Origin of the sequence: Gulosibacter massiliensis (assembly GCF_900626105.1) — a bacterium.
GTDB classification, from domain to species: domain Bacteria; phylum Actinomycetota; class Actinomycetes; order Actinomycetales; family Microbacteriaceae; genus Gulosibacter; species Gulosibacter sediminis.
In genome coordinates this window covers 351588-367988 of record NZ_UYZX01000002.1, presented here as the reverse complement: position 1 = coordinate 367988, position 16401 = coordinate 351588, and the positions used below count along the sequence as shown (strand labels likewise).

The 16401-nt window shown below is 67.3% G+C and carries 17 protein-coding genes and 1 tRNA gene; 4 read left to right on the top strand and 14 right to left on the bottom strand.

What is annotated here, in order from left to right; all coding sequences use genetic code 11:
* Positions 1-22: 22 nt before the first annotated feature.
* The 5 genes from EJL01_RS11515 to EJL01_RS11495 form a co-directional block, all read right to left on the bottom strand.
* Positions 23-1306 carry an FAD-binding protein gene (locus EJL01_RS11515; protein ID WP_164509813.1) on the bottom strand — a complete coding sequence of 428 codons (1284 nt, stop codon included), beginning with the start codon at positions 1304-1306 and terminating at the stop codon, positions 23-25.
* Positions 1307-1431: 125 nt separating this feature from the next.
* Positions 1432-1504, bottom strand: a tRNA-Lys gene (locus EJL01_RS11510).
* 83 nt (positions 1505-1587) lie between these two features.
* Positions 1588-2367 carry an amino acid ABC transporter ATP-binding protein gene (locus EJL01_RS11505; RefSeq protein WP_125107775.1) on the bottom strand — a complete coding sequence of 260 codons (780 nt, stop codon included), beginning with the start codon at positions 2365-2367 and terminating at the stop codon, positions 1588-1590.
* Complete coding sequence (locus EJL01_RS11500; protein WP_125107774.1) at positions 2364-3326, bottom strand: amino acid ABC transporter permease; 963 nt, start codon at positions 3324-3326, stop codon at positions 2364-2366. The genes EJL01_RS11505 and EJL01_RS11500 overlap by 4 nt, the downstream gene beginning before the upstream one ends.
* Positions 3316-4236 carry a transporter substrate-binding domain-containing protein gene (locus EJL01_RS11495; RefSeq protein ID WP_125107773.1) on the bottom strand — a complete coding sequence of 307 codons (921 nt, stop codon included), beginning with the start codon at positions 4234-4236 and terminating at the stop codon, positions 3316-3318. Before EJL01_RS11495 ends, EJL01_RS11500 begins: the two co-directional genes overlap by 11 nt.
* Before the next feature lie 291 nt (positions 4237-4527).
* Between EJL01_RS11495 and EJL01_RS11490 the strand changes: the two genes are divergently transcribed.
* Positions 4528-5004, top strand: coding sequence for a peroxiredoxin (locus tag EJL01_RS11490; protein ID WP_125107772.1), 477 nt, complete (start codon positions 4528-4530; stop codon positions 5002-5004).
* Here the strand turns inward: EJL01_RS11490 and EJL01_RS11485 are convergent, their stop codons facing one another.
* Positions 5005-5415, bottom strand: coding sequence for a hypothetical protein (locus tag EJL01_RS11485; protein ID WP_125107771.1), 411 nt, complete (start codon positions 5413-5415; stop codon positions 5005-5007).
* A gap of 164 nt (positions 5416-5579) precedes the next feature.
* On the opposite strand from EJL01_RS11485, the gene EJL01_RS11480 reads away from it, so the two are divergent.
* The gene (locus tag EJL01_RS11480) at positions 5580-5828 is read left to right on the top strand and encodes a WhiB family transcriptional regulator (RefSeq protein ID WP_125107770.1); all 249 of its coding nucleotides are present in this window, start codon (positions 5580-5582) and stop codon (positions 5826-5828) included.
* Positions 5829-5882: 54 nt separating this feature from the next.
* On the opposite strand, the gene EJL01_RS11475 is transcribed toward EJL01_RS11480, so the two are convergent.
* From EJL01_RS11475 to EJL01_RS11465, 3 genes are read right to left on the bottom strand one after another with little or no spacing between them, the layout of a single operon-like run.
* The gene (locus EJL01_RS11475; RefSeq protein WP_125107769.1) at positions 5883-7388 is read right to left on the bottom strand and encodes a sensor histidine kinase; all 1506 of its coding nucleotides are present in this window, start codon (positions 7386-7388) and stop codon (positions 5883-5885) included.
* Positions 7389-7397: 9 nt separating this feature from the next.
* The gene (locus tag EJL01_RS11470) at positions 7398-8753 is read right to left on the bottom strand and encodes a CpaE/TadZ family protein (RefSeq protein WP_125107768.1); all 1356 of its coding nucleotides are present in this window, start codon (positions 8751-8753) and stop codon (positions 7398-7400) included.
* Positions 8754-8756: 3 nt separating this feature from the next.
* Positions 8757-9365, bottom strand: coding sequence for an SAF domain-containing protein (locus EJL01_RS11465; RefSeq protein WP_164509812.1), 609 nt, complete (start codon positions 9363-9365; stop codon positions 8757-8759).
* A gap of 136 nt (positions 9366-9501) precedes the next feature.
* Between EJL01_RS11465 and EJL01_RS11460 the strand changes: the two genes are divergently transcribed.
* Entirely contained in the window at positions 9502-9789 is a 288-nt protein-coding gene (locus tag EJL01_RS11460; RefSeq protein WP_125107766.1) for a helix-turn-helix domain-containing protein, read from the top strand.
* Here the strand turns inward: EJL01_RS11460 and EJL01_RS11455 are convergent.
* Positions 9786-10412 carry a hypothetical protein gene (locus tag EJL01_RS11455; RefSeq protein WP_164509811.1) on the bottom strand — a complete coding sequence of 209 codons (627 nt, stop codon included), beginning with the start codon at positions 10410-10412 and terminating at the stop codon, positions 9786-9788. The genes EJL01_RS11460 and EJL01_RS11455 overlap by 4 nt on opposite strands.
* Positions 10413-10560: 148 nt before the next feature.
* On the opposite strand from EJL01_RS11455, the gene EJL01_RS11450 reads away from it, so the two are divergent.
* Positions 10561-11016: an Rv3235 family protein gene (locus EJL01_RS11450; protein WP_125107764.1), complete on the top strand. Its 456-nt coding sequence runs from the start codon at positions 10561-10563 to the stop codon at positions 11014-11016.
* 17 nt (positions 11017-11033) lie between these two features.
* On the opposite strand, the gene EJL01_RS11445 is transcribed toward EJL01_RS11450, so the two are convergent.
* The 4 genes from EJL01_RS11445 to EJL01_RS11430 form a co-directional block, all read right to left on the bottom strand.
* Positions 11034-11744, bottom strand: coding sequence for a tyrosine-protein phosphatase (locus tag EJL01_RS11445; RefSeq protein ID WP_125107763.1), 711 nt, complete (start codon positions 11742-11744; stop codon positions 11034-11036).
* Between the two features lie 2 nt (positions 11745-11746).
* Positions 11747-14761 (bottom strand): preprotein translocase subunit SecA, encoded by a 3015-nt coding sequence (gene secA, locus EJL01_RS11440; protein WP_125107762.1) that lies wholly within the window; start codon positions 14759-14761, stop codon positions 11747-11749.
* A gap of 118 nt (positions 14762-14879) precedes the next feature.
* On the bottom strand, positions 14880-15569 hold the full coding sequence (hpf, locus tag EJL01_RS11435; RefSeq protein WP_125107761.1) for a ribosome hibernation-promoting factor, HPF/YfiA family: 690 nt from the start codon (positions 15567-15569) through the stop codon (positions 14880-14882).
* 112 nt (positions 15570-15681) lie between these two features.
* A complete protein-coding gene (locus EJL01_RS11430) occupies positions 15682-16353 on the bottom strand; it encodes a ComF family protein (RefSeq protein WP_125107760.1) in 672 nt (223 codons plus the stop codon).
* Positions 16354-16401: the final 48 nt, after the last annotated feature.

Sequence of the window (16401 nt, the reverse complement as noted above, 5' to 3'; positions counted from 1 at the left end):
AGAAATAAGTTTCCCCTAAAACCTAATGAACCAGGCGGTCCGCGACCGCGTTCCTGAAAATTGCATCCGGATCGAGGTCTCGCGCGATGTGCACGAAGTCGCTGTAGCGGGGCATCACGTCGGCGGCTTCACCGGCGGTGAAGGTGTTCCAACCCGCCCAGTTCGGCAGTCCGCCGAGGTAAATGAAGAGTTCCTCGGCCTGCCGCAGTGCCTCGAGGTTGCGGCCGGATGCGTCGCTCACGTCGAGGGCGACGGCCACCACATCCTGCCCGTACGCGGGCGACAGCCACACGTCGTCGCGCGCGACCATGCCGAGTCGCGTCTGCACGCCCGAGAACGCGCGGTTGCGCTGCGCGATGTCATGCAGCGCCTGCAGCACGAGGTCGACCTTGTAGAGCGGGAACTGGTATTCCATAGTCACGGCACTCGAGTTCGCGCCGGCGACGTCGCGCCCCTCGGCGAGCGAGCCGGTCGGCCCCTCGCGACGCTCGTCGAGCCGCTCGGCCCCGCCGCCGAACAGGCGACGCACCCCCGCGCGGAGGCGACTGAACAGGCCCGCCTTCTCGTCCTGCGCGTGCAGCGCCGACGAGAGGTTGCCGCGACGGGCCGCGACCTGCGCGGGCGACGCATCCTCGAGCCAACCGAGCGTGAGCTTGACGCCGTCGTGGCCGGGGCGCCAGGCCGCGACGTAGTAGTCGACCTTGCTGCGAGCCTCGGGCAGATCGCGCAGCATCGAACGCAGGTCGGTCTTGACTCGCTTCACGCGCAGCGCCCGGTAGCGGCGCACGCGCACGGTCACCTCGGTGACGATGCCGAGCGCGCCGAGCGAGAGGCGAGCGGCGCTCCAGAAGTGCGGGTTGCGCGATGCCGAGACTCGGAGCACGGCGCCAGTTTCGTCAATCAGGGTGACGCCGGCGACGGATGCGGGGAAGCTCGCGTCTCGCGGTGCGCCGCTGTGTCCGCCGAGCACGACACCGGCGCCGAGCGTGAGCTTCGCGTCGCTCGGGGCGCCCACCATCGACAGCCCCTCGGCTTCGAGCTGGGTCGCGGCCTGGTCGATCGTCGTGCCGGCGAGGAACGTCGCCGTGCCCGCCGCGGGGTCGACGCTGACGAGGCCACGCAGGCCGCGGAGGTCGATCGCGACGCCCGGCTGAGCGGCCTCGGCGCTGCCCTGTGGGTCGATCAGCCGCACCTGCGCGCCGGTGAGGTGTGCCCGCCGCACAGTGTCTTGCACCTGCGCAAGTGTGGTGGGACGAACGAGTTCGATCGCTGACTCGCGCTTGTCGAGAACGGTACCTGCAGCCACGCTCTGCCTTCTTTCGGATCCCAGGAAAGTCTGCGTCGTTCTATTCTGCCCCAGCATTGTCACGGTCAGGTTCACACGGAAACGAGGAATCCCCACTGCGGCGATGTCGTAGTGGGGATTTGTCGTGCGCCCCCCGGGACTTGAACCCGGAACCCGCTGATTAAGAGTCAGCTGCTCTGCCTATTGAGCTAGAGGCGCGAATCGAGCGGCGGAGTTGGTTCGTCAACCTCGCCGTACCGACTGAAAGACATTACCACCGCTCGACACGTGTTTGCAAGTCGTTAACCTACGCGCGAGAGGAACGCCTTGGTACGCGCGTGCTGCGGATTCGTGATGACGTCCCGGGGGTCGCCCTCCTCCACCACGACACCCGCATCCATAAACACGAGGTGGTCGCCGACGTCGCGCGCGAACGCCATCTCGTGCGTCACGACGACCATGGTCATGCCGCTCTCGGCGAGCTGCTTCATGACGCCGAGCACGTCACCGACGAGCTCCGGGTCGAGCGCCGAGGTCGGCTCATCGAACAGCATGAGCTTCGGCTGCATCGCGAGCGCCCGAGCGATCGCGACGCGCTGCTGTTGACCGCCCGAGAGGTGCCCGGGGTACGACTTCGCCTTGTGCGCGAGGCCGACCTGCTCGAGCAGCTCCATCGCCCGCTTCGAGGCGACCGACTTCTTCTCGTGCTTCACCCGCATCGGCGCCTCGATGATGTTCTCGAGCGCGGTCATGTGCGGGAACAGGTTGAACCGCTGAAACACCATGCCGATGTCGGCGCGCTGCGTCGACACTTCTTTCGGCGTCATCTCGTAGAGCTTCTCGCCGCGCTGCCTGTAGCCGATGAGCTCGTCCTCGACCCAGAGCCGCCCACCGTCGATCGTCTCGAGGTGGTTGATGCAGCGCAGCAGCGTCGACTTGCCCGAGCCGGACGGCCCGATCAGGCAGAGCACCTGGCCGCGGCCGACCTCGAGCGAGATGTCCTTGAGCACGGTGTTCGAGCCGAAGCTCTTGACGATGTGTTCCGCGCGCACCATCGGTGTCGCGGTGGCCGTTGCGGTCATGCACCGTCTCCCGTCGTTCGCGTCGAAGTCGCCGAGTCGGCCGTCGACACGGCCCCGGTCTGCTGGCCGACCGGCAGTTTGAGCACGCCAGTATCGGCCACGCCCGTGTCTTTTTGCGGGGCCACCCCACGGCCGAAGTAGGCCTCGAGGTAGTGCTGGCCCACCATGAGCACGCTCGTGACCACGAGGTACCAGATGCTCGCCACGATGAGCAGTGGCACCGGCTCGTAGAGCGCCGCCGAGATCTCCCGCGAGCGCGCATAGAGATCGAGCGTGAACCCGAGTGCGGTGACGAGCGACGTGGTCTTCAGCATCGAGATGAGCTCGTTGCCCGTCGGTGGAATGATGACGCGCATCGACTGCGGAATGATGATGCGCAACATGGTGTCGCGCCAGCTCATGCCGAGCGCCTTCGATGCCTCCTCCTGCCCAGCATCGACCGAGAGGATGCCCGAGCGCACGATCTCGGCCATGTACGCGGCCTCGTTGAATGCGAGGCCGAGCACGGCGAGCCAGAACAGGTCGATCGCCTCGAATGGCGCGATCGTGAAGAAGGTCGTGTCGGTGAACGGCACGCCGACCTCGATCGACCGGTAGATCGTCGACAGTAGGCCCCAAAATACGAGCTGCACGTAGACTGGCGTGCCGCGGAAGAGCCAGAGGTACAGCCACGACAGGGTGCGCAGCACCGGATTATCGCTGAGCCGCATGACGGCGAGCACGAGGCCCATGACCACCGCGAGCACCATCGAGAGGATGGTGAGCGCAAGGGTCACTCCGACGGCCTGGAATACCCGGGTGTCGAAGAGGTACGCCCCGACGAGGTGCCAGCGGAAGGTCTCGCGCGTGGCCGCGTCATAAATGACTACGGCGAGCAGCAAGACGAGAACGATCGCAACGGTCGTCCGCCAGGGGTGTCGCAGCTTGACCGCGACGATGGGGTCGGTGCTAGCTGACACCGTTGATCTCAGCTTCGTCGACGGCGCCGTCCTGAACACCCCAATTGCTGAGGATCTGTTCGTAGGTGCCCTCATCCATGAGCTCCTGCATCGCGGTCTGCACCGCCTGCGTCAGCTCGGTGTCCTTCGCAAACACAAGGCCGTACGGGGCCGCGTCGAAGACGTCGCCCTCAAGGGTGATCTTGTCGGAGGCCTGCAGCACGCTGTTTTGCGCAATCGGCGAGTCGGCGAGCATGTAGTCGGTGTTACCAAGCACGACGTCGTTCGTGGCCTCGTCCTGACCGTCCTTCTTGACGAGGTCGATCGGTGCCTCGCCGTTCGCCTCGCACTCGTCGCTCGCGGCCATGAGGTAGTCGTCGGACGTGGTGGTCGCCTGCGCGCCGATGGTGAGGCCGCACAGTGAGTCCGGCAGCGGGTCGACGTCAACGCCGCGCACGAACTGGAGGCCGGCCGAGTAGAAGTCGACGAAGTCAACCGACTTCTGGCGCTCGACGGTGTCGGAGAAGCTCGACGAGCCCATGTCGAGCGTGCCGCCGGTGACCTTCGGGATGATCTGGTCGAAGCCCTCCTTCGACCACTCGACGTCGAGGTCGAGCTTCGTGCCGATCGCCTCGACGAGTTCGACCTCCCAGCCCACCGGCTGCCCGTCGGGGCCGGCGTACTGGTTCGGGGCGTAGGTGGCGTCGGTGCCCACGCGGAGCACACCGGCACTCGAGATCTCCTCGGGCACCATGGCGGCGGCGGTGTCAGACTTCGTCACCGAGATTTCGGCGCTCTCGGTGGGGTTGGCATTGCCGCCGGTCCCCTCGGTGTTCTGCACGCAGCCGGTGAGCACAAGCGCAACCGCGGCGAAGGCGCCAATGGCGCCGAGGGCTTTCCGGGACGAACGAGCGACGGACGATTTCACCATTGCTTTTGCCTTTCAGACGCCGACGCAGCACGCTGCGCCGACACGGGAACCACCTCGCCCACCTCAATTGAGCTTCGTTGCTGCTGCGGGCCGCAAGCAACGCTGATCGCGTCGCAGCCGAGTGAGGGCGTTGGGTTCCAATTTTCAGATGTGTGGGGAGCATAACCCGCACCCGGGGCGTTGTGTGCACTCTGATGGGGAACAGACCAAAGTGTGTTCAAATTGCCGCATGATTCAGGCTGCTGCGTACATTCGTCCGTCGCGGCCGCGCCCGACCCTGAGGAGAACTCCGTGACCGAACCCATCCGACTGCAGCCCGGCGACGTCTTTCCGGAATTCACGCTGAGCGACCAGGACGGCAAGCAGGTGTCCCCCAGCGATTTCCGCGGCTCGAAGCTCGTGGTCTACACCTTCCCGCAGGCATTCACCCCGGGCTGCACGCAGGAGGCCTGCGACTTCCGCGACAGCGACGCCCGGCTCACCGCCGCGGGCTACAAGGTGCTCGCGCTCTCCGCCGACTCGGTAGACAAATTGGCAAAGTTCAAGACCGAATACGAACTGCCGTACACCCTGCTGAGCGACCCGGGCCACGAGGTGCAGACCCGCCTCGCCGCCTACGGCGAGAAGAACAACTACGGCCGCATCGTCGAGGGCGCGATCCGCTCCACCTTCCTCGTTGACGAGGACGGCAAGGTCATCGAGGCGCTCTACAACGTCAAGGCCACCGGCCACGTCGACCGGATCCTCAAGAAGCTCGGCGACAGCTAGCTACTTGAGCCGCGCGGCCACCGCGGGGTGGAAGACGAGCAGCAGACCGACGAGCGATGCCGCCGCGAGCGCCCAGCCGAGGGCGGGCATCATGTCGCCACGGATCACCGTGACCGCGGCCGCAACCTGCAGCGCCTGCCACACCGCGGTGAGCCCGCGTACCCAGCGCTGACCGAGGCAGACGCCGACGGTGAGCGCAATGAGCAGCACGGTCGCGAGCCCGGCCATGACGATGAGCGCGATCGACGACGCGACCGAGAGCGCATCCTGCGTCAAGAACTCGACGAAGAGCAGCACTGTCACCCACGCCATGACGAGTGCTTCGACCCCGAGCACCATCGCCAGAAGAATCGACGGCCACACCGGCGCGGTCGTGGCGGCCTCGGTGGGGCGTTTGCCCTCTGCGTTCACTCGAATAATCCCTTGATTGGCATGCAACTGCGTGGCAAAATACTACAGATCAGGACTTCGGCGCCCTTGCGCAAACCCGCAGTTTGGTGTGCCGCTGTCATCACGACTCCGTCTGAGAGTACGGCCTCCGCGTGCCAAAACGCGTAGACAAGGAGCCCATTTACATGGATTGGCGTGATCGCGCTGCATGCTTGCATGCTGACCCCGAGCTGTTCTTCCCGGTTGGCAACACCGGCCCCGCGATTGAACAGATCGACGCCGCCAAGTCAATCTGCTCGCGGTGCCCGGTAACCGAGCAGTGCCTGCAGTACGCACTCGACACGAACCAGGATTCTGGCGTTTGGGGTGGCCTCTCGGAGGACGAGCGTCGCGCGCTCAAGCGTCGCGCTGCGCGCGCCCGCCGCGCCAGCTAACCCAGCCAAGCAACTCAGTGCCTCGGCGGATTTTTCGTCGAGGCACTTCGTTTGTCACCCGACGCCCCAGCGGCGCGGGATGCTGATCTGCACGAGCGTGCCGCCCGCCGGGTTCTCCTGCCACGCGATGGCGCCGCCGAGCTCACCCTCGACGAGCGTCCGCACAATCTGCGTGCCGAGGCCCGAGCCCTCGTGGCCGCCGACCATGCCCACGCCGTTGTCGCGCACCTGAATGGCAAGATTGTCGTCGTCGCGCTCGACCGTGACGGCGACTTGGCCGTCGGAGCTGCCTGCCGGGAATCCGTGCTCGACCGCGTTCGTCACGAGCTCGGTCAACGCGAGGGCGAGCGGGGTCGCGAACTCGCTTGGCACGGAGCCAAACGAACCCTCGAGCACCGGTCGCACCTCGGTGCCGGTGCCGCCGGCGACCTCGATCGCGAGCCGCATGACCCGGGCGAACACCTCGTCGAAGTCGACCGACTGCGAGAAGCCGCCCGACAGGGTGTCGTGCACGACCGCGATCGACGAGACGCGACGCATCGCCTGCAGCAGTGACTCTCGGGCCTCGTCGGCCTTCGCCCGGCGGGCCTGGATGCGCAGCAGCGCCGCGACGGTCTGCAGGTTGTTCTTCACTCGGTGGTGGATCTCGCGGATCGTCGCGTCTTTGGTGATGAGTTCCTGCATCTGGTTGCGCACGTCGGTCGTGTCACGGCAAAGCACGATCGCGCCGAGCCGCTCGCCGCCGCGGCGCAGCGGAATCGCGCGCAGCGTGACCGTGACGCCGCGCGCATCCACATCGCTCATCCATGGGGCACGGCCGGTCACGACGAGCGGCAACGCCTCGTCGACCGTGACGTTGCGCTTGTCGTCGACAAGGGTCGAGGCAACTTCCGAAAAGATCTCGCCCTCGAGCTCGCCACCGAAGCCGAGCTTGTTCAGTGCCGAGAGGGCGTTCGCGCTCGCAAAGGTGACGACGCCGTCGGTGTCGAGCCGCACGAGGCCGTCCGAGGCCCGGGGCGCGCCGCGACGGGAGAACTCGGGGGCGTCGAGATCGGGAAAGTCCCCCGCCGCGATCATGTCGAAGAGGTCCTCCGAGCATTCGCGGAACGTGACCTCCTGCCGCGTCGGCTGCCGTGTGCCGGCGAGGTTCGTGTGCCGCGTGATGATCGCGATCGGCCGCTCTGAGCGCTGCGCCCGGCCGTCGGCGTGGCGTGTCGAGAACACTGGGCTTGTCGTGAGCTGCGCGGGAATCTCGTCGAACCAGTCGGGGGCAGATGAGCGAATCGTCACGCCGCGCTGGTAGACCGCCTCGACCTCCATCTCCCACTGCTCGCGCACGCGCTGACCGATGAGATCGCGATAGAACAGGGTCGGCGCCGACGCCGGTCGCGCCTGGCTGACCGCCACCCAGCGAGCCTCGGAGTCGCGCACCCAGAGCACGAGATCGGCGAGGGCGAGGTCGGCGAGCAGCTGCCAGTCAGCAAGCAGCAGCATGAGCCACTCGCGATCACTCGAATCGAGGTCGCTGTGGCGTTGTATGAGATTGGTGAGGCTCGACACGCCTCCACATTATTGGACGAGTGAGCGATCTGATTGGAGATCCGCCGGAAGCGGTGCCGCGGCGTCGGCAACGTGACCGAGCCGAAGGGCGAGCGCGTCGAGCTGCTTCGCGAGTTGTGACCTCGGCGCCGCATCGACCACCGCGATCGCCTCGGCCATCGCCCGGTCGACGGCCTTGGAGTCATCGGGCAGCAGGGTGGCGCGTTCAATGCCGCCAAAACGCAGCAACACCTGCCGCACCTGGCCGGCCGAATCGGCGCCGACCGCCCCGCGGCGCAGGCGGGTGATGACCGTCTCGAGGTGGGTCGCATCGCCACGCAGATCGACAAGGCCGAGCCGCGCCCGCAGGTAGCGCTGCAGCCCAACCGGGGTTGCTTCGCCGACCGCGACCACAGCATCCGCCACCTCGATCGCGGCGTGCGCGGCGGCGTTGCGACGAGGCGCCGCGACATCGCTCACGAGTTCCTCGTCTCGCTCGAGGTTGAAGCCGACGTCGACGACGACGAACTCGTACTCATCGCGCGCGAGCCCCAGCACCGCGCGCATCCGCTCGCTCGGCAGCTCGGGCCAGCGGGCAGGGTTACTGATGCCCGAGAGCACACGCAGGGTGCCGCGCGCACAGGCGACCTCCGAGCTCACGCGATCGAGTTCGACTGCCGAGAGCGAGCCCGCGCCGGCGAGGCGGCAGGCGGCCGCGAGCCCCGGTGCCTCGTCGGCGATGCCGAGCGCCGGTGCGACGGCCCCGCCATACGTGTCGGCGTCGACGAGCAGCACCCGCCGGCCCTGATTCACGAGCGACGCCGCGAGGGCGATCGCCACGGTGGTGACGCCCGGCGAACCGTGCGGGCCCCAGACGGCGAGGATGCGGCCGGGCGCCGGAACCGGTGGCGCGCTCGGCTCGATCGGCGGCGGCACCTCGCGCTGCGGGCTGCGTCGGCCTCGACGCGATTCTTCGCGGCGGCGGTCCTTGCGACTGCGTGGCGGCTCCTCCGGCTCGGTCTGGGCTGTGACGGGCGGCGCAGCGCGGGCGGCCTCCCCCTCGAGCAGCCGCTCAACCGCATCCCACCTGTCGTCGGCGCGGATGCGGTCGACGAGCCCGAGCTCGGTTGCCTGCCTGCGTTCGGCCTCGTTCCCCACGACGGCGATCGTGCGGGCACCGGCGCCATCGCAGGCGGCGAGGCTCCGTGGATTGAGCGTCTCGGGGCCAGCCTGCGCGAGCACGAGCTCGGGCCGGGCGCGCTCGACCGCGGCCGCGAGCGAGGCAGCGCCGGTGACGCGGTCGACGATCTCGTGGCCGGCCCGGATGATGCCCTCGAGCAGATTCGCCTCAACGTCGTAATCCACGGCCAGGATGATGCGCGCCACGAGCTACTCCCGCACCGGTTCGTGCAGCGGCACGAGCTGTAGCCGCGCCCCGTTCGAGGTCGCGCTCATGACCGTCGCGACCTCGTCGTCGGGAATGCGCAGTTCGACGTCGACCTGTGCGGTGGCGACGAAGTCGTCCTGCTCGATCACGCGAATGACCTGCGCCTGCGCGACGAGCACCTGCGGCGCGTCGTAGGTGCCCATCCGCTCACCCGCGGCGGCCGACCAGATTTCGACCGTCGTGCCGGTGCTGATGCCGCCGGGCAGTTCGCCAGGGATACTGACGACCACGGCCGCGCTCGAGGTGTCGGCGTCGCCGAGCGCCGTGAGCGGCACGAGCTCACCCGCGCCGATGGGCCGGGTAGCGATGTAGCTCTCGGCGCTCGCCTCGGTGAGGTAGAGCTCGGTCGGCGTAGCCGCCGACACCTCGACCGCGGTGAGTTGCTCGGCGGTGATCGTTTCGCCCGCGGCGACAGCCTGCCCCAGTGCGTAGACCGTCGTCGTTTGCGCCGTAGATTGCACGACGCCGACGACGCCCGCGATCGAGCCGGCAACGAGCACGATGCCGATAATGAGTCGCGGATCGACTCGGGTTCTGCGACCTTGTGCCACGTGAGCGCTCCTTGTTCGCGGGCATTGGCGGAGGCTCGTCCGCCTTGACGTGTCTATGTTGCGACATCGTCCGAACTCGCTGGGCAAGTTATCCACAGGCGGCGAGCGTGCAGGGAATCGCTGGGATACTTGAGGCATGTCTTCGAACCCCAGCCAGGGGCTTCCCCGTTTCCTCACCCTCTCCGACGTTGCCGAGATCCTCAACGTCGAACTCGACGTCGTCCGCGACCTCGTCGAGTCCAACGAACTCGCCGCGATCCGCATCGGGTCGGCCGGCGCCCTGCGCGTCGAACAGCTCGAACTCGAGCGCTTCGTCGCCGATCAGTACGAGGCTCGCCGCCGCGAGGCGATGTTCGGGCAACAGGAATTCATCGACATCCCCGAGATCACCAGCTCGGGCAGCTGGCGCGACAGCAACAACTAATTCGCGACGTCGCCGGCGACGCGCACGAGGCGAATCTCGTGGAGCGGCACGACACGAAAGGCCGCCACGTCGGGCGTGCGCCGCGGCGTATCGAGATCGTGTACCGCGAGGTCGAGGTGATCGCGCGCGACGAGATCGATGGTGCCGCGCAGCACACCAAGCGTGGTGGTCAACTCGCAGTGCACGCGTCGACGAGCCAGATCGCGCAGCGGCATGACGAAGCCGAGCCGGGCCGTAAGCGACTCGGGCGCCTCGGGTCGCGGCGCGAGCGATCGATCGAGCTGGCTGCGCGTGAGTATGACCGACCCCATGCCCGCGAGCGGCACGAGCACGCTCGCGTAGTGGCCCGCGACCGACGGGAGCCTGGCGAAGAACCATTCGGCGCCGAACTCGATCGGCTCGGCGCGCAGGCGGTCGCCGCTGAGGAGCTCAAGGTCGATGCACTCCCCCGGCTCGAGCGCCGCCTGCAGCGCGGCGAGGCGCTGGCGCAGCGTGGTGCGCGCGACGCGGAGGCGTTCGTCTTCGACTGCCTCGAGGCGCCGGGCCCGCTCGTGTTCGGCGTCAAACTGCCCCGCGAGGTCGTCGAAGAGGTCATTCCAGCGCACCCCAACAGTCTGATGCATCTCGACCACGAACCGTCAAGTTATCCACAGGATGATTCGCGCGTCAGCCGAGGGGTGGACTTATCCACAGATTTTGCCGAAACACCCCACGGCCTGGCCCCAGATTGTTGAATGGCGACGTACGCCTGCCTCTCGACAGGAGCCAACGATGCCCCAGCCGCAGTCGCGCCTCTCCACCGCCCTCAACGACGATGTTCCGCAACCGCTGCGATTTGGCGAGGGCGTGCTCACTGCACTTCCCGCGCCGAGCGGCACCGCTGCCCCGACGGGCGACCCCGAGCCGATGCTCCGTAACCTCGCGCGCGGCGTGTTCGAGGCGATGGCGGGCATCCGCGAAATCGAACAGCTGACGCGCTGGCTGGCGCCCGAGGTCGCGAGCAAACTGCTCGCGCGGGCGCAGCACGCGGCCCGCGCCCGGCAGCGCCGCGGCGGGGTGGCGATGCGCCCGAAGATCGAGCCGATCCGCTGCATCTGGCAGTCGCCTCGCGAAGGCGTCGTCGAGTCGACCGTCATCGTCGACCTCGGCAGCCGCTGCCGCGCGGTCGCGATCCGGCTCGAGTCGTACCGGGGTCGCTGGCGGGCCCAACGCCTGCACGTGCTCTAGGCCCGGCTCAGCCGTCGCTAGCGGGGCGCGATCAGCCAGTCGCAGGCCCGCTCGACCGCCGCATCCGACACCCCGTGGGCGCGCAGAAAGTCGTGCGCGTCGAAGTCCGCGGCGAACTCGCGCACCGCGTCGCCACGCGAGCGGATGATCTCGGCAAGCTCGGGCTCATCGTGCCAGCGCTCGTACGGGTGCGGCTTCTCGCGGTGCAGGTGGTGCTCGTTGACGGCGCGCACCGCAAGCTCATCCTCGTGCACGAGCACCTCGGCATCGGCGCCGAGGCGCAGCAGCAGGATGCCCATGACAAGCCCCGTGCGATCGCGGCCGGCCGAGCAGCACACGAGCGTGCCGGGCCCGGCCTCGAGCAGCTCTCCGACGGCCCCCGCGATGCGCTCGGAGAAGAACCCGACAAAGTCGGCGTAGCCCGACGGGTGGTTGAGGTACGGGTCGAAGCGTTCGCGGAACGCGGGCAATATCGGGTCTTCAACGGGTGCGAAGCGATACTCGATGGCCTCGGTGCCTTCGGCGCTGCCGCGGGGTTCACTCGGGTCGCGCAGGTCGAGCACGCGGCGCACGCCCTCGGCCTCGGCGCGCGCCCAGGCCTTGGAGCCCCAGGTCTGCGGCTGCCCCGAGCGGAACAACACCCCCGGCGCGAGTACGCCCGCGGCCACGGGGATTCCCCCGAGGTCGCGGGTGTTAAAGGCGCCGGGCCAATCGCGTTCGCGGGCCACGACTAGTTGTCGGACTCGTCGGCGACCTTCTGTCCGAACGAGCCGCGCTGCTGCTTGTGCGTCGTCGCCTGCTGCTCCCGGGCGACCGCCGAGGCCGAGCGTCCCTGTTCGCTGCCGTGCTTTGCCGGGTTGCCCGAGCGCGACTTCTTCTTCTGCGCCGGGTTCGGCTTGCCCGCGGGCTTCTTCGCGGTCGTGGTCGCGGTCGTGGTCGCGGTCGTGGTCGCGGTCGTCGCGCGCCCGCCTTCGGGCACTTCGGACTCGGTCGCGTCGCCCTCGGCCTCGCGCATCGCCGACGCCGTGCCGAGGCTCATCTCGCGGCGCATCGCGGCGCGCGTCGCGTTGACGTTGATGCGGCCGGTGCCGTCGGTGACCCGCACGTTGCCGCTCTCGTCGGCCGCCGAGTAGTTGAGCTGCTGGGTCGGCTGCGCTTCGCCGTCGAGGCTGCGCTGGCGCACCTTGATCGACTTATGCGTCGTGCCATCCTCGTGCTCGTGCTCTTCGACCTCAACCTCGGTGTTCATGAGGAACTGCACCGACTCCTCGCGAATGCCACCGAGCATCTGCTGGTACATCGTGAAGCCCTCGCGCTGGTACTCGACGAGCGGGTCGCGCTGCGAGAGCGCGCGCAGGCCAATGCCCTCCTTCAGCGCATCCATCTCGTAGAGGTGGTCGCGCCACTTGCGGTCGATCACCTGCAGCAGGATGCGGCGCTCGAGCTCGCGGCTCGCCTCCTCGCCGAGCTGCTCCTCGCGCTTCTCGTACGCAAGCTTCGCGTCGGCGATGACCTCTTCTTCGACGTTCTCGTCGGTGACCTGGTTCATGCCACCGTGCTCTTCGATGATCTCTTCGACCGTGATGCTCATGGGGTAGAGCTGCTTGAGGTCTTGTTCGAGCATCTCGACGTTCCAGTCGTCGGGGTTGCCCGCCGTGTGCTCAAGCACGATGTCGTGGATCGCGCCATTGATGAAGTCCTGCACCTTGTCTTCAAGGTCGTCGCCCTCGAGGATTGCGCGGCGGTCGGCGTAGATCGACGAACGTTGCTCGTTGAGCACGTTGTCGTACTTGAGCACGTTCTTGCGAATCTCGGCGTTGCGAGATTCAACCTGGCTCTGCGCCGACTGGATCGCGCGCGAGACGATGCGCGACTCAAGCGCGAGGTCGTCGGGCGTCGAGTCGTTGTCCATGATTGCCCGCGCGGCGCCGGTGTTGAACAGGCGCATGAGGTCGTCGGTCATCGACAGGTAGAAGCGGCTCTCGCCCGGGTCACCCTGACGGCCCGAACGACCGCGAAGCTGGTTGTCGATACGACGCGACTCGTGACGCTCGGTACCGAGCACGTAAAGACCGCCGAGCTCGGCGACCTCCTCAGCCTCCTCCTTCACCTCGTTCTTCACCTGCTCGAACACCTCGGGCCACTTCGCCTCGTACGCCTCGGCGTCCTCTTCAGGGTCGAGCCCGAGCTCGGTCATCTTCGTCACCGCGAGGAACTCGGCGTTGCCGCCGAGCATGATGTCGGTACCACGACCGGCCATGTTCGTCGCGACCGTGACGCCGCCCTTGCGGCCGGCCTGCGCGATGATCGCAGCCTCGCGAGCGTGGTTCTTTGCGTTGAGCACTTCGTGCTCGACGCCGCGCTTCGCGAGCAGCTTCGACAGGTACTCGCTCTTCTCAACCGAGGTTGTACCCACGAGCACGGGCTGGCCCGTCTCGGCGCGATCGACGATGTCTTCGACCACCTGCGCGAACTTCGCGCGTTCGTTCTTGTACACGAGGTCGGGCTTGTCGAGGCGCTGCATCGGCTTGTTCGTCGGAATCGGCACGACGCCAAGCTTGTAGGTCGACTGGAACTCGGCCGCCTCGGTCTCGGCGGTACCGGTCATGCCCGCGAGCTTTTCGTACATGAGGAAGTAGTTCTGCAGGGTCACGGTGGCGAGCGTCTGGTTCTCGGCCTTGATCGTGACGCCCTCCTTCGCCTCGATCGCCTGGTGCAGACCCTCGTTGTAGCGACGGCCCTTCAGGATGCGGCCCGTGTGCTCGTCGACGATGTTAACCTCGCCGTTCTGCACCACGTATTCCTTGTTGCGGTGGAACAGGGCCTTCGCCTTGATCGAGTTGTTCAGGAATGAGATGAGCGGCGTGTTCGCCTGCTCGTAGAGGTTCTCGATGCCGAGCTCGTCCTCGACGCGGTCGATGCCCTCCTCGAGCACACCGATCGTGCGCTTCTTCTCATCGACCTCGTAGTCGCGGCCCTCCTTGAGGCGCTTCGCGAGCTTCGCGAACTCGGTGTACCACCGGTTCACGTCACCGGAAGCGGGACCAGAGATGATGAGCGGGGTGCGCGCCTCGTCGATGAGAATCGAGTCGACCTCATCGACGATCGCGTAGTAGTGCCCACGCTGGACGAGCGCCTGCTTCGAGACCGCCATGTTGTCGCGCAGGTAGTCGAAGCCGAACTCGTTGTTCGTGCCGTAGGTAATGTCGGCGGCGTACTGCTCGCGGCGCTGGTCGGGCGTGAGGCCCGAGAGGATGCAGCCGGTCGTCATGCCGAGCGCGCGGAAGACGCGGCCCATGAGTTCTGACTGGTAGCTCGCGAGGAAGTCGTTCACCGTGACGATGTGCACGCCCTTGCCGGGGATCGCGTTGAGGTAGGCCGCGAGCGTCGCGACGAGCGTCTTCCCCTCACCGGTCTTCATCTCGGAGATGTTGCCGCCGTGCAGTGCCGCGCCGCCCATGAGCTGTACGTCGTAGTGACGCTGGCCGAGCGTGCGGCGCGCGGCCTCGCGCACGGCCGCGAACGCGAGCGGCAGCAGTTCGTCGAGGATGTCCCGGTCGCTTTTGCCCGCGTCGACACCCTCTTGGTACTGCTCGCGGAACTCATCGGTCATGTCGCGAAGCTCGTCGTCGCTGAGTTCTTCGAACTCCCCCTCGAGCCCGTTGATCTGATTTGCCAACCGCTCGAGTCGACGAAGCTGGCGGCCCTCGCCGAAGCGAAGCACCTTATCGAGGATCGAAGCCAATGAAATTCTCCTGACGTTGCGTCCGGGTACCCGGGAAACTCGCTCAATCGTACTCGCCCCGGTTCAACAAAAACTCGGGCAGGGCGGAGGGTCCGCCCTGCCCGAGTTCGGGAGTTACTTAGACCACCGAGTCGGCGGTGACTTCTTCGGGGGCGCTGCCCTCGGTCGAGCCCTCCTCATCGAGCGCGATGACACCGTAGTCCCAGCCGCGACGTCGGTAGACAACGGCGGGGCGCTCGGGGCCAGCCTCAATAAAGAGGAAGAAGTCGTGACCGAGCAGCTCCATGTGGTCGACGGCCTCGTCGGGGGTCATGCGCTTCGGCGCGAACACCTTCTCGCGAATGACGATGGGGTTGTAGTCGTACGACGATGCTTCGTCGACGCTCGCGGCCGGCTGCGCCTGCCCCGAGACAACGTCGATGACACCGGTATCAGCGGGAACGATGTCGAGGTGCGAGAAGTCCTTCGCCGACGCATCCGCGAGGCTCTGGCCGCCGTGGCGGTGCTTCTTCTTATCTTTCACCCGGCGCATCCGCTCGACGAGCTTGTCGAGCGCGATGTCGAATGCCGCATACTTGTCGCCCGCGTCGGCCTCAGCACGCATGGTCGGGAACGGTCCGAAGACCGTGATCTCAACCTTGCCCTTGTCGAGGAGGTTGCCGGCCCGGTCGGTGCGACGCTTGAGCTTCACTTCAACCGATTGGGCGCGCTCTGAAAGCTGCTGCACCTTCGCAGTGACTTTCTCTTCCGCGTACTCCTTGAATCGGTCGGGAATCTCGGTGTTGCGGCCGCTGATTGTGACGTCCATCTCACCCTCCTGATCTGCGAACTCGGGGTTCGCGAACTCGGACCCCGAGCCGGATGTGTATGTATGTCCCTCAGATACTACGAGAATCTACCTCCACGATTCCCCTACGACGTCAAGAATTTGCCGAGGTAGTGTTGTGCTTTATGACTCGAGCCACTACCGCGGCTCCGAGCACCTGCGCACCGGCCGCTTCGAGGGCCCGCTGCGCCTCGAGCAACGTCGACCCGGTGGTCGCGAAGTCGTCGACGACGATGCAGTTCGCGCCGCGAAGTTCTGGCCGCGCGCGCAGGGCACCGGCGAGATTTTCGGCCCGCTGCTCGCGGCTCAGCGCCGCCTGATCGCCCACCTTGCGGGCGTGCGCCAGCCCCGCGACGCCGGGCTGCCCGACGGCGCGCTCGAGCAGCAGCTGCACGTGGTCGAAACCGCGGGCGGCGCGCGCCGCACGACGCGACGGCACGGCGACGAGCACGGGCTCGCTGGGCCAGCCTGGCAGGCTACGCAACAGCGCGAGCAGGGATGCCCGCAGCAGCGGCGCGAGCACCGTCGCGACATCGACCCTGCCGCGCTCCTTGTAGGCGTCGGCGAGCAGCCGCAGCCGGTCGCCGTAGTGGGCCGCGGAGGCCAGCGGGAGCGAGCCGAGCATCCCCACCTCGGGCGCACACGCGGCCCGTAACTCGCGGCGGCAGGCCTCGCACACGCCGGCGTCGCGCGCGCCGCAGCCCGCGCAGCTCACAGGGAACAGGGTCGCGAGCGCGTCGCGGGCGGCCTGCAGCGGATGTGCCATGCGGCCAGGGTGGCACGCGCGGCCCGGAGCGGGGCCGCGGTATCCACA

Excerpts from the sequence above, each read along its gene's own strand:
- EJL01_RS11505 (WP_125107775.1), bottom strand. The coding sequence starts at position 2,367 with ATGACCGCAACGGCCACCGCGACACCGATGGTGCGCGCGGAACACATC.
- EJL01_RS11495 (WP_125107773.1), bottom strand. The coding sequence starts at position 4,236 with ATGGTGAAATCGTCCGTCGCTCGTTCGTCCCGGAAAGCCCTCGGCGCC.
- EJL01_RS11480 (WP_125107770.1), top strand. The coding sequence starts at position 5,580 with ATGGATTGGCGTGATCGCGCTGCATGCTTGCATGCTGACCCCGAGCTG.
- EJL01_RS11460 (WP_125107766.1), top strand. The coding sequence starts at position 9,502 with ATGTCTTCGAACCCCAGCCAGGGGCTTCCCCGTTTCCTCACCCTCTCC.
- EJL01_RS11455 (WP_164509811.1), bottom strand. The coding sequence starts at position 10,412 with ATGCATCAGACTGTTGGGGTGCGCTGGAATGACCTCTTCGACGACCTC.
- EJL01_RS11450 (WP_125107764.1), top strand. The coding sequence starts at position 10,561 with ATGCCCCAGCCGCAGTCGCGCCTCTCCACCGCCCTCAACGACGATGTT.
- hpf (WP_125107761.1), bottom strand. The coding sequence starts at position 15,569 with ATGGACGTCACAATCAGCGGCCGCAACACCGAGATTCCCGACCGATTC.
- EJL01_RS11430 (WP_125107760.1), bottom strand. The coding sequence starts at position 16,353 with ATGGCACATCCGCTGCAGGCCGCCCGCGACGCGCTCGCGACCCTGTTC.